Source organism: Streptomyces sp. NBC_00075 (assembly GCF_045041225.1).
GTDB lineage: Bacteria > Actinomycetota > Actinomycetes > Streptomycetales > Streptomycetaceae > Streptomyces > Streptomyces adonidis.
Genome location: NZ_CP108243.1, coordinates 980,279 through 1,000,412, shown reverse-complemented (window position 1 = coordinate 1,000,412; position 20,134 = coordinate 980,279). Strand labels below are relative to the sequence as shown.

Below are 20,134 nucleotides of genomic sequence, written 5' to 3'. Positions count from 1 at the left end.
ACGCGGGCGGGCGGTGGCACCCTGGACGTATGCCGGAACTTCCCGAGGTCGAGGCGCTCAGGGACTTCCTGACCGAACGGCTCGTGGGCCACGAGGTGGTCCGTGTGCTGCCCGTCGCGATCAGCGTCCTGAAGACGTACGACCCCCCGCTCACCGCCCTGGAGGGCCGCGAGGTCACCGCCGTGCACCGGCACGGCAAGTTCCTCGACCTGGTCACCGACGGCGGCCCGCACTTCGTGACCCACCTGGCCCGCGCGGGCTGGCTGCACTGGCGCGACCGCCTCCCGGACGGCCCGCCGAAACCCGGAAAGGGCCCGCTCGCACTGCGTGTCGCCCTGGAGACGGGGGAGGGCTTCGACCTCACCGAGGCCGGCACGCAGAAACGGCTCGCGGTGTACGTCGTACACGACCCCCAGGACGTGCCCGGCGTGGCCCGCCTCGGCCCCGACCCGCTGGCCGACGACTTCGACGAGGAGCGGCTGGCCGGTCTGCTGGCGGGGGAGCGGCGCCGGCTCAAGGGCGCGCTGCGCGACCAGAGCCTGATCGCGGGAGTGGGGAACGCCTACAGCGACGAGATCCTGCACGCCGCGCGAATGTCCCCGTTCAAACTGGCCGCCTCACTCACACCCGAGGAGAACGGACGGCTGTACGAGGCCCTGCGCAAAACCCTGACCGAGGCGATCGAACGCTCCCGCGGCCTGGCGGCCGGCCGCCTGAAGGCGGAGAAGAAAACCGGCCTCAAAGTCCACGGCCGAACCGGCGAACCCTGCCCGATCTGCGGAGACACAGTCCGAGAGGTCTCCTTCAGCGACTCATCACTCCAGTACTGCCCAACCTGCCAAACAGGCGGCAAACCCCTGGCGGACAGACGAATGTCCCGCCTATTGAAGTGAGGTAGCGCCCCGAAGGGGCGCACCGAAAGGGGCGCGGGGAACTGCGCGACCAGCCACAACGGCGCAGCACCCGAAATACAACCTCACGGCGCGTCAAGCGTGACCAGATGCAACCCATCGGTCGTACGCAACTCATACCGATCGATCTGGTCAGGATGAAAAGTAGACGCCCCCATCATCGTGCTGGCGCGAGCGTCATGCTCGGGCACGTTCCAGTTCGTCAGCGTCTCCTCCGTGCCATCGTCCGAAACAGCGACGAGATGACACGCGCGGGGCCCGGCCCCGTCCTTCACCTTCAACTCGATCTGGCTCCCCCAGACCGTGTTCTCACTGGTGACCTGCGCCCAGACGCCCGACCGCTCGTCGGTCGCGGCGACCGTCTGCGTCCGGTCCGCGTCACCGCCGCCCGCCATGATGGCGATACCGGGCCCGGCCACGGCGAAGACCACCGCGGCGGCCACGGCGAACAGCCAGCGCCGCCGCCCGGCCCGCTGCCGGGACGCGACCTCACCGAGCAGCCGGTCCAGAAGCCTGGGACCGGGTTGGGCCATGGGGTGCACGGAGCGCGGCGTGGCCCGCTTGTACAGCAGCAACTGCCGTGTGGCGGAGCCGAATTCGGTCACTTGGACCGCGCACTGGGGGCACTCCATGAGGTGGTCCTCGAAGCGGAAGGCCTCCGCCTCGTCGAGCACGCCGAGCGCGTATGCGCCGACGTCGCGATGCCGTTCCAGGGACCTCATGCCGAATCCTCGTGCCGATGGTACGGGTGGGGTGGTGTTGCTCCCACCGGTACGCACCGGACCGCGGAATCACTCAAGCCCCATACCGAATCGAGACCTTAGGTGTTCGGAGCGGTGGGGCCCGCGGATTGGTGTGATTTAAAAAAGATGGATCGCCAGATGCCCCAGCGGCAGTCCGAGCCGCCAGGCCGGGGTCCACACCTTCGGTCCGTCGTCCTCACCGAGTACGGGCCCACCTCCTGGAACGGCGTCCAGGTCCGGGGCGAGCAGTTCGGTCTCCTCCAGCCAGCGCCAGGCGGCGGCGGCAAGGTCCAAGTCCGGTGCCGGCGCCCCCGAGTCGAGTGCGTCGGCCGCCAACCTGGACATACGTTCGCGGACCCAGTCCTGCCAGGGCTGGTCGTACGCCGTGAGCGAAAGCCACTTCTCCAGTTGCGTGATGACCCGGATGCCCGAGAGTTCCCCGCTGGTGTCGGAGAGGAAGATGGTGAGTGCCAGCGCGTCCCGACCCGCGCGGAACTCGAAGGACGTGGGCGGCATCAGGTCGCCCGTCCGCAGCAGCTCGTCGGCGATGTACTCGGCGTACAACCAGGCCATGGGGACGGTGAGTTCGCCCCCGCCGGCGCCGTCCGTGCTCTCTTGACCTCTGTGCAGCATCCCTTCCTGCCTTCCTCCGGTGCGTGCGCGTCGCCCGACCCCGGGCATCCGGGACTGGTGCCAGTCCGGAACACGGATGAAGACAGCTGATGGCTCAACCATGGTCCTCAGCAAGGCGCTTTACCGAGGTTTGACTCGACCATTGGTTTCACCGCAGGTCGGCCGCATAACCCGGCAGGACTCGGCGCAGGGCGCGCAGCGCGTAATACGCGCGAGACTTCACCGTACCGGGCGGGATACCCAGCGCCGTGGCGGCCTCCGCCACACTCGCCCCCTGGAAGTACACGAGCACCAGGACTTCACGATGCTCGGGAGTGAGTGTCTTCACAGCCTCCCGCACATCGAGGGTCGCCGCGGACCGTTCCGCGTGATCGGCACACACCCGCGCGTTCTCCAGGATCGCGTCCCCGACCTCGGCGGGCCGCGCCTGCCGGGCCCGCCGCGCGTCGATGGCGAGCCGCCGCCCCACGGTCATCAGCCAGGGCCGTACGGACTCGAAGTCGTCGGCGCGCAGCGCCTCGGGGTGCTGCCAGGCGCGTACGAGGGTCTCCTGCACCAGGTCCTCGGCGCGCTGCCGGTCGCCGTCGCACAGGCGCAGCAGCAGGGCGAAGAGCGGTCGGCCGTGCTCGCGCTGAAGCGCGGCCAGCTCGTGCTCGGCGGTCGTCGTCCCGTGGGTGATGGTGGTTCCGGCCGTCATGGCCGTATGGCATCGCAAGGTCCCGATTCGGGACAGAGAGCGGACCGGAGTGTGCGGCGGACGGTCGGACCCGTCGACGAACGGTGCGACGAACGGTCTGAACGGCGCATTCCTCATCCCAGCAGTCACCGGCCGGTCCGACGACGGGGTCAGCGGCGCCAGGGGCCACCGCTACGGCACGACCGTCACCGGCCAGCGGCCCGCCTTCACCAGCCGGATCGCGACCGAGCCGATGATCCGGTGGCCCGCCTGCTCGGACGCCCCGACGACCACCGCGTCCGCCTTGAGTTCGTCGGCGGCCTTCACCATCCCGGCGTACGGGTCCCCGCGGAACGTGTGGAACTCCCAGCGGACGTCGAAGATCCCCTTGACCTGTTCCGTGCCCTCGCGAATCTGTGCGATGAGGTCCTCGGCGATCTGGTCCGTCGTCTCCGCCACCGGCGCCCCGAACGCGGCGCCCGCCGCCATCACCGGCTGGACGTACACCAGGGCGAGCAGCGCGTGCTGGCGCCGGGCCAGTCCCGCGGCGTAGGCGGCGGCGCGGAGCGAGGAGTCGGAGCCGTCGACGCCGACCACGATGACCTTCGGACCGTCCGTACCCCGCTCGAACTGGTGCCCTGACCGGGCTGAGTGCTGCTCTTCCATCACACCGCGAGGCTATCGGGCGCCCGGGGCCCGCAGGAGACGCGGGGGGAGGGCCTGATCGGCGCGTACTGGTCCAGGCGGGTGCTTTCCTGCCGCCGCACCGGTGCCGATGCGGGGCGTCGGGTCCGTACCGGGCGACTCATGAGTCATGACGAAGGATCAGTTGATCACACGGCGCCGGGTGTTGACGATCGGCGGGGTCGCCGCCGTGGGAGCGGCCGGTACGGCCGCGCTGCTCACCGCGGGCCCGGACGGGACCCCGGCCGCCGAGCCCGCCGCCCCCGCCGCCGGCCCCCCGGCGCACCGCGCGCTCAAGCCCTCCGCGTACCGCCTGGAGCCCCTCACCGGTTACGGCCCGCCGCCCGCCGCCGCCCACGGGCGCACCCTGGTCCGTCACGAGCCCCTGCTGCGGGTGTCCGGACGTGGCCGCACCATGGTGCTGACCTTCGACGACGGCCCCGACCCCCGCTACACCCCGGACATCCTGCGGACCCTGCGCGAGCACGACGTCCGCGCGATGTTCTTCGTGTGCGGGGAGATGGCCGTCCACAACAAGGACCTGCTCGCCGAGATGACCGAGGACGGACACGTCGTCGGCAACCACACCTGGTCCCACCCGCTGCTCACCCGCCTCACGCGCGGCAAGATCCGCTGGCAGATGGAGCGCACCAGCGAGGTCGTCCAGGACGCCTGCGGCGAGGCGCCCGTCTGGTTCCGCGCCCCCTACGGCGCCTGGAACCGGGCCGCCTTCCAGATCGGCGCCGACCTCGGCATGGAGCCCCTCGCCTGGACCGTCGACACCCTCGACTGGATGGCCCCGGGCGCCGACACCATCGTCGACCGGGTCGAGCGCGGCGCCGCCCCGGGGGTCGTGGTGCTCTCGCACGACGCCGGCGGAGACCGTTCGCAGAGCGTCCGGGCGCTGCGCGACTATCTGCCGGAACTGCTGGATTCCGGCTATCACATCACCGTACCGACACGGCATTACACATAACGGAATCACCAGGTACGGGCTTTCGCCCGCCCGGTCGGGGAACGCTCAGCGGACCTCGACCAGGCGGGCGAAAACGACGACGTTTCCGTTGTAGCCGTTCTGCTTGGAGAAACCGCCCCCGCAGGTGATGACCCGCAGTTCCGGGGTGTTCCTGCTGCCGTATACGCGGTCGCCGGGGAAGTTGTTCTTCTCGAAGACCTCGATGCCGTAGATCTCGAAGACGGCCACTTTTCCGTCCTGGCGCTGGACCTCGACGCGGTGTCCCTTCTTGAGGGCCCCGAGTCCGTAGAACACGGCGGGGCCCTGTTTGTTGTCGACATGGCCGACGACCACCGCGGTGCCCTTCTCGCCGGGCGACACGGCACCGGTGAACCAGCCCGCCAGATTCGGGTCCTCCGCCGGCGGGGCGTCCACCCACCCGGCCGCGTCCAGACCCACCGGCAGTACCGGTGCGTCGACCTGGATCGCGGGGATCCGCACCCGGTCGACCACGGAGTACGGCAGTGCGGCCGGGGTGCTGGAGAAGGTGCCGCCCGGGAGCCGGCTGTCCGCTGCCGCCGCCGACGCGGGCTGCGGCGGGCCCACGTCGAACTCTCCCGAACCGTTCCGAATGAGAGCGAGGCCGGTCAGCAGAACAAGCGCTATCACGCCCCACGGAGCGCGCTTCTTCCGCCGCTCCTCCTCTTCCGCCAGCTCGGACGCAGACATTCGCCATCCCCTCTCGACCCGGCCGTCGCCGGGTCAATCGCGCATACGAGAACGCTAAGTGCCCGGCGGGAAACCGGCGACGGGGCAGCAGCGAACGGGTGGCGCGTGTGTCGTCCGTGACGCGTTCGTGAGCCATCCGGGTCGCGGGAAAAAGTATTTTTCTGACGGTCCGTGACCTGCGGCAATATCTGATTGTGCGGTCATTGCCCGGCGTGTCCCCTCACCAGGACGGACCATTCCCGAAATGCGGCTGCGGGCACGGCATCTGAGGGTTCGTCTGGGAGGCGTTTTCTCGCCGATCGACCGGGGACGGGTCCCGGGGCGCCTTCCGCGGAGGTTCAACATGCGTACTACTCGTGCCCTGGTGGTGTCTGCCGCCACGGCTGCCGCGGTGGGGCTCGCCGCCCCGGCGGCCTCGGCCTGGGACCAGCCGACCAGCGTCACCGCCGCACCGAGCGTCATCGCCCCGGGCGGCCAGCTGGTCCTCACGGTCAACGGTTCCGCCTGCACCATGAACGGCAGCACCGTCAGCTCGAACGCCTTCCCGGCGACCAAGCTGAAGTCGATGGGCGGCAACACGGCGACGGCGACGGTGACCGTCAACTCGAACGCCACCGCGGGTTCGTACAGCGTCACCACCAACTGTGAGAACAGGTCGAAGACCTTCACCAGTGTCTTCACGGTCATCGGCGGTGTCCGGGGCGGTCTCGGCGGCAGCAGCTCCACCGGGGCCACGCCGACCGACATGGCGATCGGTGGCGGTCTTGTGGCCGCCGCACTCGTCGGTGGTGGTGTGTTCTGGATGCGCCGCCGGTCCGAGAACCGGATCTGACGCTCATCCCCTTCGGAGCGCGGACCGCACGTCGACAGCCCTTCGCCCCGGACCCTGACGGGTATCCGGGGCGAAGGGCTGTGCGGGTGCCGACGGGTCGTCAGGCGCTGCCGTCGCCCGTACCGCGGCGGGAGAAGTGGTACGCCACCGCCAGCGATCCCGTGATGAGCGCCGCGCCGAGGCCGATCTCCTTGAGGTCGAAGCCGGCGACACTGCCGCCCTCGCCCGCGTGCACACCCCGCTGGATCGGCACGGGGTAGTGCGTCGGGTTGCCCGGGTTGCCGCCGGCGATGGTGAGGTCGGTGTGGCCGTTCTCGCCGCCGCAGGTGAACGTCACCCGGTACGCGGCCCCCGGTTCGGCGTCCCAGTCGACCTTCGCCGTCACCGACGACTGGCCCTTCGGGATGGTGACCGGATCGAACACACCGGAGGACACCCGGGTGTCGTCGTTGCAGTTGTCCACGCGCAGGGTGACCTGTCCGCCCGCCGCGATGGTCGAGGGCACGACACTGAACCCGAACGACGTGACGCTGTTGTCCGAGACGGCCGCGTGGGCGGCGGGCGAGGCGAGGGTGAGGGCGGTGACGCCCAGCAGTGCGGCCGAGGCGACGCGTATCGCGCGCATGTGTGTCCTCCGGGTCCCCGAGGAGCAGCTGCGGACCTTTTCCGCTCGCGCCATACCGTTCGCGCCAGAAATGCACCTCGATGACCGAAACGCTAGGAACACGTGTGCGTACGCGCGATCGGTGTCGTGCGAATGGGGCACGGATGTGGGCCGGTCAGGGGACTCCGTTGAGCGAGTCGGGGGACACACGCGCGTGGCGGGTGTCCCCCGTGGTCGCGGCCGGTGAGGAACCGTCAGCCGGTCCCCACCGGTCGCGAGCGGTCATCCGTGGACGGTCTCAGCGGTCCGCGCCCGGAAAGAGCGTCAGGAACGGATCCGCCGTGGCGGTGATGCCACGGCTGTAGGGCGCGTCGAAGTCCCAGATGAGGAAGAGCAGGAACGCGATGAGGGTGGAGAACAGCCCGGCGAGGATCATCTCGCGGGGTGTGCGGCGGATCTGGAGGGCGAAGATCATCCCGACCGTGATCAGGCCCCCCGCGATCAGGCCGAACCACACGACGCCCGGCATGGTCGGCCCGGTCGAGTCGGCGCGGGCCGTACGGGCCTGGTCCGCCGTGGTCACCTGGTCCAGGAGCGGCTGGTAGGCCTGTGCCTGGAAGTCCGTCTTCGGCTCGTAGTCCGTGACGTCGGCGCGGATACGGTCCAGCAGCTGGTCGCCGCGCTCGGTCACCTTGCCGTTGTCGGACATCTCCTTCCACTCGGTCTTGACGACGTGTCCGACATAGGCGTTGACATCGTCCCGAATGCGGTCACGGACGTCGGGCGGATAGACCCGGACGCGCTCGGAGATCTCGTGCAGCGCGTGCGCCTCGGTCGACACATGGTCCTGGGCGACGCCGCGAGCCTCCCAGACGCCCGCGATGGCCAGGCCCAGCACGATGGCGTAGACCACACCGATCCACATCGTCATGTACTCGATCACGTCCGGGGTGTCGGACGGATCCTCGTCCTCCGGGGCCCTGCGATCCCGTACGACAGTGATGACGACGACGACCGCGCACGCGGCCGCGATCGCGACGGCGAGAACAAGCCATTCCGACAAGGGGATGCCTCCAAGAGGTCAGCGCGGACGCAGTGCGATGACGGCGATCAGTGCGGGCAGGGTGACGAGCAGCGTGAACGAGACGAGCGACGGGCCACTGCGGACGGTCCGTTTGCGGGCGGACACGTGGTACGGCGGATAACTCACCGTCGTCGGTGACGCCGTCGGAGTCGGGCTCGGGCTCGGCTTCGGGGTGCGCGTCGGTGTGTACGAGGGGGTGGGCGCCGGCGCGGGAGGCGGCGGCGGAGCCGGGGCGGGCGGAACGGCCGGTGGCTCCGGTACCGGTGCCGGCTTCTGCGGGGGAGGGGGCTTCGGGGTCGGTGTCGGGGTGGGACTCGGCTTCGGTGGTGGCGGCGGCTCCTTCGTGGGCGTGGGTGTGGGCGGCGGAGTCGGCGTCGGTGTGGGGGTCGGTGACGGCGTCGGTGTCGGCGTCGGGGTGGGGCAGGGCGGCGGTGGTGTCGGGGTCGGGCACCAGGAGCCGGTGCCGACGACCACCGTCGTACCGTTTCCGGTGACCGCCGCTCCGCCGTTGCCCACGCCGACCGACCAGCCGTTTCCGTCTCCGTCGGTGGCCGGGACGCCGGTGTCGACCGTGACCGCGGCGCCGTTCCCCGTGACCGTCACCGATGTGCCGGCGCCCTGGGCGGTGGCGACGGAGACACAGGTCGTCGCGCCGGCCGTGCCGATCGGCACGCCGACGAGCAGCCAGGTCAGCACCAGCAGCGCCAACACCCGTATGGCGAGGGCGAATCGGGTCCGTGTGGGTCCATACACGACGAAGATCATGTGTGCTGGGCGCTCCCGCGCGCGCGGGAGCGCGAGGAGATTGCCCCGAACGAGTGACATATGTCGTGCCGCGGTTTGGATCACGCGTTCTAGATGCGGCCCGTGACCCGTCCTCGTGTGCGAGGTGCGACGGATGAGGGTGTGCGAGCAGGGACGGGTGGGGCCACAGGGATCCGAAAGAAATTTGTGCAGTGGTTGAACACAGTGACCATCCCCGCCCGTACCTAGGACCGTGCGGCGGCCCAGCAGGGCGTCGCAACACCCTAACGATTACGGGGAGTTTCAATTATGAAGACCTCCTGGCGGAGCGCCTCACTCGTAGCGTCAGCTGCGGCCGTGCTGGCGCTTACGACGGCGTGCGGTCAGGACAAGGCCACCGACACGAGCAGCCAGAACGTCGGTGCGGCGGCCCCCGCCGCCGGTGGCTACGGGTCCACGGCCGGTACGAGCACGGCCGGTACGGGCACCGGTACCGATACGGGTACCGACACCGGTGCGAATGCCAATGGAGAGCAGGCCGCCGCGGGCGACTCCGCCGCTGCGGGCCAGCTGAACGTGGTCGCCAGCGCGGAGATCGGCAAGGTGCTGGCCAGCAGCTCCGGCCGTACGATCTACCGTTTCGACGCGGACACGGCCGAACCGCCGAAGTCCAACTGTGACGGCGACTGCGCCACCGCCTGGCCGCCGGTTCCGGCGGACGATGTCACGGCCGGTGCCGGTATCGATGCAGCGCTGCTCGGCGAAGTGACCCGCGCCGACGGCACCAAGCAGCTGACGGTCGGCGGCTGGCCCGCCTACTACTACGCCAAGGACACCGCGGCCGGTGACATCAAGGGCCAGGGTGTGGGCGGCAAGTGGTACGGCCTCGCTCCCGACGGCAAGAAGGCCACGCTGGCCTCGCTGCCGGGCCTGTCCACCCGCAACGACCCCAAGCTCGGTGAGATCGTCGTCGACAAGAACGGCATGACGGTCTACCGCTTCATCAAGGACGAGGCCTGGCCGAAGCCCGTCTCCGCCTGTGTCGGCGCCTGCCTCGAGAAGTGGCCGGTCGTCGCGCCGGTCGAGGTCAACGACACCAAGGGTGTCCAGAAGAAGGGCCTGATGAGCTTCACCCGGCCCGACAACGGCGCCAAGCAGATGACGGTCAACTGCTCGCCCATCTACACCTTCATCAACGACAAGGAGCCCGGCGACACCAACGGCCAGGGCGTCGGCGGCACTTGGTACGCCGTGGCACCCGACGGCAAGCTCGTCGGCGCGCCGAACGAGTAGTAACCGGCAGTAGGGGAAGCCGACTTCTCCGGGCCTGCTCCCTTCGTGCCGCACAGTCCGTGTGGCGTGAAGGGAGCAGGCCGCTTCGGCATGTCCGGGTGACTCCGTGACTCCGCAACGCGTCGACCAACAGGGCGATTTGCCGGTGAATCATCCCCGACTCGCCGTATTTCCACGGGAGTCGGCGGCGACTGTTCGTAACCCTTGCGAACTCTTTGGATTGCTCCGGATACATTTCGTAGAGAGTTCGACAGCGAGTTCGCGGTACGCCAATTCGGCACGTGCCGCAGGCAGTGACCGGGAACGGATGGTCAATTTCCGTTTCCGCTCGCTCCTTTGGCAGGCGATCAGTAACCTCAGCTCGAACACTGGAGCGCCAACGCCTGCCAACTCCTGGGAGAGAGATAGATGGAGCGTCCCGCCTGGGCCCCCCGGGGCATCGACATCTCGGTGCCGAGCGTCTCCCGGATCCATGACTTCTACCTGGGCGGTTCGCACAACTTCGAGGTCGACCGGGAAGCGGCCCGCCGGGCCATGGAGTTCTTGCCGGGACTTCCGAAGATCGCGCAGGCGAACCGTGCGTTCATGCGCCGGGCCGTTCGATTCGCGGCCGCCGAGGGCATCAGCCAGTTCCTCGACATCGGCTCCGGCATTCCCACCTTCGGCAGCGTCCACGAGGTGGTGCGGGCGGTCAGCCCGCAGGCCCGGGTGATGCACGTCGACCACGACCCGGTTGCCGTCGCACACAGCCAGACGGTCCTGGCCGGTGACGAGCACGCGGACGTCCTCGCGGCCGATCTGCGCAAGCCCCGGGAGATCCTGGACAGCCCGCAGGTGCGGGGGCTGATCGACCAGAATCGGCCAGTGGCCCTGCTTCTCGTTGCCATACTGCACTTCGTGGAAGACATGGACGACCCGTACGCGGCGGTCGCCGAGCTGCGCGACGCGCTCGCGCCCGGCAGCCTGCTCGTCCTGTCCCATGCCTCGTACGAGGGAATCCCGTTGCCGCCGGAGCGGGCCGAGGGCGCGGTCGACGTATACAAGGACATTCGCAACCCGCTGGTCATGCGCTCGCGCGACTCGATCGCGCGGTTCTTCGAGGGGTACGACATGGTGGAACCGGGACTGGTGCCGATGCCGCACTGGCGGCCGGAGACGGCACCGGAGGACGAGGACGCGTACTCCTTCTCCGGATTCGCCGGCGTGGGGCGTACGGCGTGACCGCGGAGCCGGACGGGCCCCAGGACAGACTGCGCCGGTTCGCGACCATCTGGAGCCGGTCGGTGTACCAGGTGACCTCCACGTCGCTCACCCGGCCGGAGTTCGAGGAGCAACTCCTGCCGCTCGCCGGGCGGTTGAGCGAGGCGCTGCGGGCCAGGACGTTCGACGCCGAGGAGGGCCGGGCGGTCGGTGCCGCGCTGGTCGCCATGCACTGCACCGACCCCGAGGCGCTCAGCCGCTCGCTCGACTGCGTGGACGCCTATCTGGTGCTGTACTGCGGTGAGGACGGCCCGCAGGAGGATCTGCGCAACCGTGCGTCGAGGCTCCAGCACGCCATGGCCGCCGGATACGCCGGGGCGCTGCGCGAGCGGACGCTGGCCGAGCAGGAGGCGATCGCGTGGGCCGCGCAGAGCGCGCGCAGCACGGTCGCCGAGGCGCTGCACGACAGTGAGGCCCGCTTCCGCGCGGTCTTCGAGGGCGCGGCCATAGGCATCGCCATCTCCGATCTCGACGGCAACATCCTCCAGTTCAACGGCGCCCTGCAACGCATGTTCGGCGGCTCGGAGCAGACCGTACGGAGCCGCAAGGTCACGGACTGGACCCACCCGGACGACGCACCGCAGGTCTGGAAGCTCTACGAGGAACTCGTCCGCGGCGAGCGCGAGCACTACCACGTCGAGAAGGCGTTCTACCGCCCCGACGGAACGGTCCTGTGGACCAACCTCACGGTCTCCCTCCTCCGGGACGCCGACGGCCGGCCGCAGTACCAGCTGGCCCTCATGGAGGACACCACCGAGCGCCGGCTCCTCAACCTCCGGCTGCGCTACGAGGCCACGCACGACGCGCTCACCGGGCTGCCCAACCGCACGCTGTTCTTCGAACGCCTGGAGAAGGCCGTGACGGCGGGGGAAGGCCAGCGCTTCGGCCTCTGCTACTTGGACCTGGACGGTTTCAAGACCATCAACGACAGCCTCGGCCACGCGGCCGGCGACCGGCTGCTCGTCGAGGTCGCCGACCGGCTCCAGTCCTGTGCGACCGCGCCGGGCGAGATGGTGGCCCGGCTGGGCGGGGACGAGTTCGTGGCGCTGACCACCGGCCCCGACACCGAGGCCGAGGTCGACGAACTCGCCGCCCGCATCATGCACGCGCTGGTCGCCCCGGTCAGCGTCGACGGCCGTGAGCTGACCGTGCGCGGCAGCATCGGCATCGTCGAGGGCCCGGCGGGGGAGCGGGGCCCCGCGGAGGTGCTCCGCAGCGCCGACATCACCATGTACCGGGCCAAGTCAGCGGGCGGCAACCGCTTCGAACTCGCCGATCCCGAGGCCGACTTGAAGGCGATCACCCGCCACGGCCTGACGACGGCCCTGCCGGCCGCGCTGGACCGGAGCGAGTTCTTCATCGAGTACCAGCCCCTGGTCAACCTCGGCGACGGCAGCGTCCGTGGCGCCGAGGCCCTGGTGCGCTGGCTGCACCCGCAGCACGGCGTCCTCGGCCCCGACCGCTTCATCCCGCTCGCCGAACACACCGGCCTGATCGTCCCGCTGGGCCGCTGGGTCCTGGAACAGTCGGTGCGCCAGGCCCGCGACTGGCAGGAACGGTACGGAGGCCACCCGGCAGGCGGCCCCCTGCGCATCAACGTCAACCTGTCCCCCTGCCAGCTCACCCACCCCGGCCTCGTCCAGGACACGGTGGACATCCTGGAACGGGCGGGCCTGGAGCCGGAGGTGCTGTGCCTGGAGGTGACGGAGTCGGCCCTGATCGGCGCCGACGACGACCTCCTCAAACCCCTGCGCCGCCTCGCGGAAATGGGCGTCGACATCGCCCTCGACGACTTCGGCACCGGCTACTCGAACCTCGCCAACCTGCGCCGCCTCCCGGTGAGCATCCTCAAGCTGGACCGCTCCTTCACCCAGGGCATGCAGCAGTTCCCGGCGGACCCCGTCGACCTCAAGATCGTCGAGGGAATCGTCTCCCTGGCCCACAGCCTGAACCTCGCGGTCACGGTCGAGGGAGTGGAGACGGGCGCCCAGGCCGAACAACTCCGCATACTCGGCTGCGACACCGCCCAGGGCTGGTACTACGCCCGCCCCGGCCCGCCGGACCGCCTGCACGACCTGGTTCTGGCGGACGCGACGGGCTGACGGTGCCTTCCCGGCCGGTGCCATCCGCGCCCGACATCTGGTACGGGCCCGCCACCCCGTGGATGTGGCGGGTGCACCGATCGCCGCAGACCGTCTTCCGCCGCTGGCTGCGGGTCGTACCCCTGCGGCTGGCCGCGCTCGCCGTCGTGGGCGCGGCGGTGGCGATCCCGCTGTCCGCATCCGGGCTGTCGTCGGCGGGACGCTGGGCGCTCGCGGCCCTGCTGCTCGTCCACGCGTCCGTCTTCTGGCGGTTCTCCCTGGTCAAACTGGTGCTGCGGCCCGGCGAGATCCTCCGCTACAGCGCGCTGCGCCGCATCACGGTGCCCTGCGCCGAGGTCCGGCAGGTGGACGCGGTGCGGGGCGAGTGGCGTATCTCCCTCGTGCTGGTGACCAAGGACGGCGCGGAGTTCGACTCCTACCTGCTCTACGGCTCGCTCTGGGACCTGCTCTACGACTTCACCAGGGTCTGCGTCGACGCGCAGAAGGCCCATGTCCTGCGGTACCGCGACGCGCCCACCGGGGCCGGGGTCCGGCGCCGGTTCCGCTGGTCGCCGACCGCCGACACCCTGGCCGTGTGCGCGGCGGGCTGCGCACTGGTCGCGGCGGTCCGGGGGCTGACCGGCTGACACCGGCGGTCAGCGCTCCAGCAGCATCCGCTGCAACTCCCGTGCCGCGCGCGGCGGCGCCACATCGCTGCGGTGCGCAAGCGCGATCGCCCGGAACAGCCCCGGCCGGGCCAGGGGCGTGACCCGCAGCCCGCGCCCCGCCCGGCCGGCCACCATGCGCGGTACGACGGCCACCCCCAGCCCCGCCCGGACGAACCCCAGCACCGCGTCCATCTCGCCGCCCTCCACCGCGAACTCCGGCTCGAACCCGGCGGAGCGACACGCGGCCACGGTCAGCTCCCGCAGGTCGTAGCCGTGCCGGAACATCACCAGGCGCTCGCCCTCCAGGTCGGCGATGCTGACGGTCCGCCGGCCCCGGCCGGGTGCGGGCGCCTCGGGGGACGACACCACCACCAGGTCCTCGCGCAGCACCTCCAGTGTGGTCAGCGCCGGTGACGGGGTCGGCAGCGGCAGGACGACCAGCGCCAGGTCCAGGGCGCCGCGAGCCAGCTGCCGTACGAGGTCGTGCGAGCCGCCCTCCTCGATCAGCAGCCGGATGCCGGGATAGCGGTCGTGGAACGCGCGCAGCACCTCCGGCAGCAGCCCCGTGCACAGGCTCGGGGTCGCGCCCAGCCGGATCCGGCCCGCCCGGAGCTGGACCAGCTCCTGCACCTCGTGCCGGGCCGTGTCCGCGTCGGCCAGGATGCGCCGGGCCAGCGGCAGGAGCGCCTCGCCGGCGTCCGTGAGCGTGATGTTGCCGCGCGCCCGGAGGAACAGTTCGGCCCCCAACTCCCGCTCCAGCGCCTTGATCTGCTGGGACAGCGACGGCTGTGCGACATGGACGAGATCCGCGGCACGGGTGAAGTGCCGGGTCTCGGCGACCGCCACGAAGTACTGGAGCTGCTGGAACTGCATGCGGCCAGCGTACTGCTTGCATAGGCACTGGCTATCGAAACGAGCCGGACCATGTCTTGGACCGATCGGGGTCCCGCCGCTTAGCGTCTTGAACCATGGCTCTGGCAACGCGGACGGACCGACGGCCGTCGATGGCGCGTACCGTGTGGGACTCGTCCGTCGGCAAGAAGACCGTGATGGCCGTGAGCGGCCTGATCATGCTGCTCTATCTCGTCGTCCACATGATCGGAAACCTGAAGATCTTCTTCGGGCCCGGCGAGTTCAACCACTACGCCCACTGGCTGCGCACGGTCGGCGAGCCCTTCATGCACTACGAGTGGACGCTCTGGCTCATCCGGATCGTCCTCGTGGTCGCCGTCGTCGCCCACGCCACCTCCGCCTACCAGCTCAGCCGCCGCGACATCCGGGCCCGGCCGAGCAAGTACGTGCACAAGAAGGCGCGGGCAAGCTACGCGACGCGCACCATGCGCTGGGGCGGGATCATCCTCGGCCTCTTCATCGTCTGGCACATCCTCGACCTGACCACCGGCACCGTGCACTCGGGCGGCTTCCAGGAAGGTCACCCCTACCAGAACGTCGTCGACACCTTCTCCACCTGGTACGGCAACGTCATCTACATCGTCGCGATGCTCGCCCTCGGCCTGCACATCCGGCACGGCTTCTGGAGCGCCGCCCAGACCCTCGGCGTCGGCAGCCGCACCCGCGACCGCGCCCTCAAGACCGTCGCCGACGTCCTCGCGCTGCTGCTCACGGCCGGCTTCCTCGCCGTACCCGTGGGCGTCATGACCGGAGTGGTGAGCTGAAATGACCTACACCGAATACGTCACCGGCGAGCCCCTCGTCGATCAGAAGGCGCCCGCCGGGCCCGTCAACGAGCGCTGGGACACGCGCCGTTTCGAGGCCAAGCTCGTCAACCCCGCCAACCGGCGCAAGCACACCGTCATCGTCGTCGGGACCGGGCTGGCTGGCGGTTCCGCTGGTGCCACGCTCGCCGAACAGGGCTACCACGTCGTCCAGTTCTGCTACCAGGACTCCCCGCGCCGCGCCCACTCGATCGCCGCTCAGGGCGGAATCAACGCGGCGAAGAACTACCGCAACGACGGCGACTCCGTGCACCGGCTGTTCTACGACACCGTCAAGGGCGGCGACTTCCGCGCCCGCGAGTCGAACGTGCACCGGCTGGCGCAGATCTCCGTCGAGATCATCGACCAGTGCGTCGCCCAGGGCGTGCCCTTCGCCCGCGAGTACGGCGGACTCCTCGACACCCGGTCCTTCGGCGGCGTCCAGGTCTCGCGGACCTTCTACGCCCGCGGCCAGACGGGTCAGCAGCTGCTCCTCGGCGCCTATCAGGCCCTCAGCAGGCAGATCGCCGCCGGGAACATCGAGATGCACGCACGCACCGAGATGCTCGACCTGATCGTCGTCGACGGACGGGCCCGCGGGATCGTCGCCCGGGACCTGATCACCGGCGAGATCTCCAGCCACTTCGCGGACGCCGTCGTCCTCGCGAGTGGCGGCTACGGCAACGTCTTCTACCTCTCGACGAACGCCATGAACTCCAACGCCACCGCCGTCTGGCGGGCCCACCGGCGCGGCGCCCACTTCGCCAACCCCTGCTTCACCCAGATCCATCCGACCTGCATCCCGCGTACCGGCGATCACCAGTCCAAGCTCACCCTGATGAGCGAGTCGCTGCGCAACGACGGCCGGATCTGGGTGCCCAAGGCCAAGGGGGACCGGCGGCCCGCGAACGAGATCCCCGAGGACGAGCGCGACTACTACCTGGAGCGCATCTACCCCTCCTTCGGCAACCTGGTGCCCCGTGACATCGCCTCCCGTGCCGCCAAGAACGTGTGCGACGAGGGGCGCGGTGTCGGACCCGGCGGACAGGGCGTCTACCTCGACTTCGCCGACGCCGTCCGGCGGATGGGACGCAAGGCCGTCGAGGAGAAGTACGGCAACCTCTTCGACATGTACGCGCGGATCACCGCCGAGGACCCGTACACGGTCCCCATGCGGATCTATCCCGCCGTGCACTACACGATGGGCGGCCTCTGGGTCGACTACGACCTCCAGACCACCGTCCCCGGTCTGTTCGCGATCGGCGAGGCCAACTTCTCCGACCACGGCGCCAACCGCCTCGGCGCCTCCGCGCTGATGCAGGGCCTCGCCGACGGCTACTTCGTCCTCCCGGCCACCATCAACGACTACCTGGCCCGCCACCCCGGCCAGGACCCGGTGGACGCCCAACACCCCGTCGTACAGGAGGTGTTGGCGGAGACCGAGGACCGTCTCCACCTCCTCCTCTCCGTCGACGGCGACCGCACCCCCGACTCCTTCCACCGTGAACTCGGCGAACTGATGTGGGAGTTCTGCGGGATGGCGCGCAGCGACAGCGGCCTGCGGAAGGCTCTGGAGCGCATCCCGCAGATCCGCGAGGAGTTCTGGCGGCGGATCAAGGTCCCGGGCACCGGCGAGGAGTTCAACCAGTCGCTGGAGAAGGCCAACCGCATCGTCGACTACCTCGAACTGGCCGAGCTGATGTGCCTCGACGCCCTGCACCGCGCCGAGTCCTGCGGCGGTCACTTCCGCGAGGAGTCCCAGACCCCGGACGGCGAGGCGGAGCGCCGGGACGAGGAGTTCTCGTACGCCGCCGCCTGGGAGTTCACGGGGACGGGCGAGGCCCCGACCCTCCACAAGGAAGACCTCGTCTTCGAGTACGTCCACCCCACCCAGCGGAGCTACGCATGAAGCTCACCCTGCGCGTCTGGCGGCAGCGCAACGCCGACGCCGACGGCGCCATGTCCACGTACGAGGTGGACGGCATCTCGGCCGACATGTCCTTCCTGGAGATGCTCGACACCCTCAACGAGGAACTCATCCTCAAGGGCGAGGACCCCGTCGCCTTCGACCACGACTGCCGCGAGGGCATCTGCGGCGCCTGCTCGCTCGTCATCAACGGCGACGCGCACGGGCCCGAGCGCACCACCACCTGCCAGCTCCACATGCGGTCCTTCGCGGACGGCGACACCATCGACGTCGAGCCGTGGCGCGCCGCCGCCTTCCCGGTCGTCAAGGATCTCGTCGTGGACCGGTCCGCCTTCGACCGGATCATCCAGGCCGGCGGCTACGTCACCGCCCCGACCGGCGCCGCCCCCGAGGCCCACGCCACCCCCGTACCGAAACCGGACGCCGACTTCGCCTTCGAGCACGCCGAGTGCATCGGCTGCGGGGCCTGTGTGGCCGCCTGTCCGAACGGCGCGGCGATGCTCTTCACCTCCGCCAAGGTCAACCACCTCAACGTGCTGCCGCAGGGCGCGCCCGAGCGCGAGACCCGGGTCCTCGACATGGTCGCGCAGATGGACGAGGAGGGGTTCGGCGGGTGCACGCTGGCCGGCGAGTGCGCGACCGCCTGTCCGAAGGGCATCCCGCTCGTCTCCATCACCGGGATGAACAAGGAGTGGCTGCGGGCGACCCGTAAAGCGTCCAGGCGCTGACCCCAGACGTTCGCCGACAAGGTGCGGACGGGCGGGACCGGCAGTGGTGCTCATTGCCGGTCCCGCCAGGCACCCCTGGCATTCAACAAGCTCACACCCGCACTCTCTTCGAGGGTCACGCGCCGGACAGCCGAGGTCGGAAGAACTGATGCGGCCGGACGTAACGGGACCGGCCAGCTCGCCGCCTCGCCGTCCCCGGCCCGTGACCAGGAGAGAGCCATGACCGGCGTTTCCACCATCGAACGTCCCCCGCTCCCCGCCGCACCCACCCGCTACACCGTCACCCTCGCCCGCGACGAGGACGACGTACGCGCCGCCCAGCGGCTGCGCCACGACGTCTTCGCCGGTGAACTCGGCGCCCTGCTGTCCTCCCCGCAGCCCGGCCTCGACGTCGACCCCTTCGACGCGTACTGCGACCACCTGCTGGTCCGCGACACCGTCACCGGCCAGGTAGTCGGCACCTACCGGCTGCTGCCCCCGGAGCGGGCCGCGATAGCCGGACGCCTGTACTCCGAGGGCGAGTTCGACATCTCCCCGCTCGACGCGATCCGCCCCGGCCTCGTCGAGGTCGGCCGCTCCTGCGTCCACCCCGACCACCGCGACGGAACCGTCATCGGCCTCATCTGGGCCGGGATCGCCCGCTACATGGTCGACCGCGGCCACGACTGGCTGGCCGGCTGCTGCTCCATCCCGCTCTCCGACGGCGGCACCCTCGCCGCCGGCACCTGGGACCGCGTCCGCGACCGGCACCTGGCCCCGGAGGAGTTCCGGGTACGTCCGCTGCTGCCCTGGTCCGCCGAGGGCGTGACCCGTCCCACCGGCCGCACCGAACTGCCCCCGCTGCTGCGCGGCTACGTCCGCCTCGGCGCCTGGGTCTGCGGGGAGCCCGCCCACGACCCGGACTTCGGGGTCGCCGACCTGTACGTGCTGCTGTCGATGCGCCGGATCAACCAGCGCTATCTGCGGCACTTCCTCTCCCTCGTCCCGGCCTGATGAGCGTCTGGCTGCCCAGCGCGCCCTGCACCCCCAGAGCGTGCGTGGAGACGAAGGGTGCCACGACGGCCCCACCCCTGGCCGTCCTGCGACTGATGACCGTCCTGGTCGTCCTGCTCGCCGGCATCACGCTGTGCCCGCTCGGCAGGAGAATCCCTGCCGGGTGGGTACGGCTCTGGGTCCGCGTCATCGTGCGGTCGGCGGGGGTCCGGCTCAGGGTGACCGGCCCCACCGCGCCCTCCGGTGGCCTCCTGATGGTCGCCAACCACATCTCGTGGCTGGACATCCCGTTGATGGCCGCCGTACGGCCCGCCAGGATGCTGGCCAAGGCCGAGATCCGGGGGTGGCCGGTGGCTGGCGCGCTGACCGCGAGCAGCGGGGCGCTGTTCATCGAGCGGGACCGGTTGCGGGCGTTGCCGCAGACGGTCGGGAAGATCGCGGAGGCGTTGCGTGAGGGGACGGCGGTTGTCGCCTTCCCCGAGGGCAGTACCTGGTGCGGGAAGGCTCAGGGGCACTTTCGGCGGGCGGTGTTCCAGGCCGCCCTGGATGCGGGGGTGCCTGTGCAGCCGGTGCGTCTGCATTATCGGCTCGCCGGGGGAGCGGCGAGTACTGCGCCTGCGTTCGTGGGGGAGGACTCGTTGTTGACTTCGGTGTGGCGGGTCGTATCGGCTCGGGGGCTGGTGGCGGAGGTGGAGGTGCAGGGTGCGATAGCGCCGGGTAGCCATCCGGACCGGCGTGCTCTTGCGCGTGCGGCGCAGCCGCCGGTCGTGGGGGTGCATTAGCCGTCGTGGGCGGGTGCGGGTTCGTTGTGGCTGGTCGCGCCCCGCGGCGGAGCCGCAGATCGACACAGCCCCGCGCCCCTGGAAGAAGGGCG

Annotated in this window: 21 protein-coding genes; 12 read left to right on the top strand and 9 right to left on the bottom strand. The window is 70.2% G+C overall.

From position 1 onward, the window contains the following. The first annotated feature begins 29 nt into the window (after positions 1 to 29). The gene (locus OG787_RS04515) at positions 30 to 893 is read left to right on the top strand and encodes an Fpg/Nei family DNA glycosylase (RefSeq protein ID WP_405534349.1); all 864 of its coding nucleotides are present in this window, start codon (positions 30 to 32) and stop codon (positions 891 to 893) included. Between the two features lie 83 nt (positions 894 to 976). Here OG787_RS04515 and OG787_RS04510 read toward each other — a convergent pair whose 3' ends face one another. From OG787_RS04510 to OG787_RS04495, 4 genes are all read right to left on the bottom strand, one after another. After that, positions 977 to 1,633 (bottom strand): zf-HC2 domain-containing protein, encoded by a 657-nt coding sequence (locus OG787_RS04510; RefSeq protein ID WP_369032197.1) that lies wholly within the window; start codon positions 1,631 to 1,633, stop codon positions 977 to 979. A 138-nt stretch (positions 1,634 to 1,771) separates the two neighbouring features. Beyond that, on the bottom strand, positions 1,772 to 2,287 hold the full coding sequence (locus tag OG787_RS04505; protein ID WP_235472915.1) for a hypothetical protein: 516 nt from the start codon (positions 2,285 to 2,287) through the stop codon (positions 1,772 to 1,774). A gap of 148 nt (positions 2,288 to 2,435) precedes the next feature. Next, positions 2,436 to 2,984 (bottom strand): sigma-70 family RNA polymerase sigma factor, encoded by a 549-nt coding sequence (locus OG787_RS04500; protein ID WP_369032198.1) that lies wholly within the window; start codon positions 2,982 to 2,984, stop codon positions 2,436 to 2,438. Between the two features lie 171 nt (positions 2,985 to 3,155). Then, entirely contained in the window at positions 3,156 to 3,629 is a 474-nt protein-coding gene (locus tag OG787_RS04495) for a universal stress protein (protein WP_405540409.1), read from the bottom strand. Between the two features lie 148 nt (positions 3,630 to 3,777). Between OG787_RS04495 and OG787_RS04490 the strand changes: the two genes are divergently transcribed. Then, on the top strand, positions 3,778 to 4,623 hold the full coding sequence (locus tag OG787_RS04490) for a polysaccharide deacetylase family protein (RefSeq protein WP_405534348.1): 846 nt from the start codon (positions 3,778 to 3,780) through the stop codon (positions 4,621 to 4,623). A gap of 45 nt (positions 4,624 to 4,668) precedes the next feature. Here OG787_RS04490 and OG787_RS04485 read toward each other — a convergent pair whose 3' ends face one another. Continuing rightward, complete coding sequence (locus tag OG787_RS04485; protein ID WP_369032200.1) at positions 4,669 to 5,331, bottom strand: class F sortase; 663 nt, start codon at positions 5,329 to 5,331, stop codon at positions 4,669 to 4,671. A 343-nt stretch (positions 5,332 to 5,674) separates the two neighbouring features. Between OG787_RS04485 and OG787_RS04480 the strand changes: the two genes are divergently transcribed. After that, the gene (locus tag OG787_RS04480; RefSeq protein WP_369032201.1) at positions 5,675 to 6,163 is read left to right on the top strand and encodes a hypothetical protein; all 489 of its coding nucleotides are present in this window, start codon (positions 5,675 to 5,677) and stop codon (positions 6,161 to 6,163) included. A 100-nt stretch (positions 6,164 to 6,263) separates the two neighbouring features. On the opposite strand, the gene OG787_RS04475 is transcribed toward OG787_RS04480, so the two are convergent. The 3 genes from OG787_RS04475 to OG787_RS04465 form a co-directional block, all read right to left on the bottom strand. Next, the gene (locus OG787_RS04475) at positions 6,264 to 6,788 is read right to left on the bottom strand and encodes a hypothetical protein (RefSeq protein ID WP_369032202.1); all 525 of its coding nucleotides are present in this window, start codon (positions 6,786 to 6,788) and stop codon (positions 6,264 to 6,266) included. A 277-nt stretch (positions 6,789 to 7,065) separates the two neighbouring features. Continuing rightward, on the bottom strand, positions 7,066 to 7,830 hold the full coding sequence (locus OG787_RS04470) for a hypothetical protein (protein WP_369032203.1): 765 nt from the start codon (positions 7,828 to 7,830) through the stop codon (positions 7,066 to 7,068). Positions 7,831 to 7,848: 18 nt separating this feature from the next. Then, positions 7,849 to 8,604: a hypothetical protein gene (locus OG787_RS04465; RefSeq protein WP_405534347.1), complete on the bottom strand. Its 756-nt coding sequence runs from the start codon at positions 8,602 to 8,604 to the stop codon at positions 7,849 to 7,851. A gap of 300 nt (positions 8,605 to 8,904) precedes the next feature. Between OG787_RS04465 and OG787_RS04460 the strand changes: the two genes are divergently transcribed. The 4 genes from OG787_RS04460 to OG787_RS04445 all read left to right on the top strand — a co-directional run bounded on the left by OG787_RS04460 (position 8,905) and on the right by OG787_RS04445 (position 13,876). Beyond that, a complete protein-coding gene (locus OG787_RS04460; protein WP_405534346.1) occupies positions 8,905 to 9,888 on the top strand; it encodes an SCO0930 family lipoprotein in 984 nt (327 codons plus the stop codon). A 408-nt stretch (positions 9,889 to 10,296) separates the two neighbouring features. After that, positions 10,297 to 11,109 (top strand): SAM-dependent methyltransferase, encoded by an 813-nt coding sequence (locus tag OG787_RS04455; RefSeq protein ID WP_405534345.1) that lies wholly within the window; start codon positions 10,297 to 10,299, stop codon positions 11,107 to 11,109. Continuing rightward, positions 11,106 to 13,250: a putative bifunctional diguanylate cyclase/phosphodiesterase gene (locus tag OG787_RS04450; protein WP_405534344.1), complete on the top strand. Its 2,145-nt coding sequence runs from the start codon at positions 11,106 to 11,108 to the stop codon at positions 13,248 to 13,250. Before OG787_RS04455 ends, OG787_RS04450 begins: the two co-directional genes overlap by 4 nt. A 17-nt stretch (positions 13,251 to 13,267) precedes the next feature. Beyond that, positions 13,268 to 13,876: a hypothetical protein gene (locus OG787_RS04445; protein ID WP_405534343.1), complete on the top strand. Its 609-nt coding sequence runs from the start codon at positions 13,268 to 13,270 to the stop codon at positions 13,874 to 13,876. A 9-nt stretch (positions 13,877 to 13,885) separates the two neighbouring features. On the opposite strand, the gene OG787_RS04440 is transcribed toward OG787_RS04445, so the two are convergent. Continuing rightward, complete coding sequence (locus OG787_RS04440; RefSeq protein WP_405534342.1) at positions 13,886 to 14,770, bottom strand: LysR family transcriptional regulator; 885 nt, start codon at positions 14,768 to 14,770, stop codon at positions 13,886 to 13,888. Between the two features lie 131 nt (positions 14,771 to 14,901). On the opposite strand from OG787_RS04440, the gene OG787_RS04435 reads away from it, so the two are divergent. The 5 genes from OG787_RS04435 to OG787_RS04415 all read left to right on the top strand — a co-directional run bounded on the left by OG787_RS04435 (position 14,902) and on the right by OG787_RS04415 (position 20,042). After that, positions 14,902 to 15,573: a succinate dehydrogenase gene (locus OG787_RS04435; RefSeq protein ID WP_369032263.1), complete on the top strand. Its 672-nt coding sequence runs from the start codon at positions 14,902 to 14,904 to the stop codon at positions 15,571 to 15,573. 1 nt (position 15,574) lies between these two features. Further along, complete coding sequence (locus OG787_RS04430) at positions 15,575 to 17,521, top strand: fumarate reductase/succinate dehydrogenase flavoprotein subunit (protein ID WP_405534341.1); 1,947 nt, start codon at positions 15,575 to 15,577, stop codon at positions 17,519 to 17,521. Next, on the top strand, positions 17,518 to 18,267 hold the full coding sequence (locus OG787_RS04425) for a succinate dehydrogenase/fumarate reductase iron-sulfur subunit (protein WP_369032210.1): 750 nt from the start codon (positions 17,518 to 17,520) through the stop codon (positions 18,265 to 18,267). The genes OG787_RS04430 and OG787_RS04425 overlap by 4 nt, the downstream gene beginning before the upstream one ends. Positions 18,268 to 18,486: 219 nt before the next feature. After that, a complete protein-coding gene (locus OG787_RS04420; protein WP_369032211.1) occupies positions 18,487 to 19,260 on the top strand; it encodes a GNAT family N-acetyltransferase in 774 nt (257 codons plus the stop codon). Further along, entirely contained in the window at positions 19,260 to 20,042 is a 783-nt protein-coding gene (locus tag OG787_RS04415; RefSeq protein ID WP_405534340.1) for a lysophospholipid acyltransferase family protein, read from the top strand. The genes OG787_RS04420 and OG787_RS04415 overlap by 1 nt, the downstream gene beginning before the upstream one ends. Positions 20,043 to 20,134: the final 92 nt, after the last annotated feature.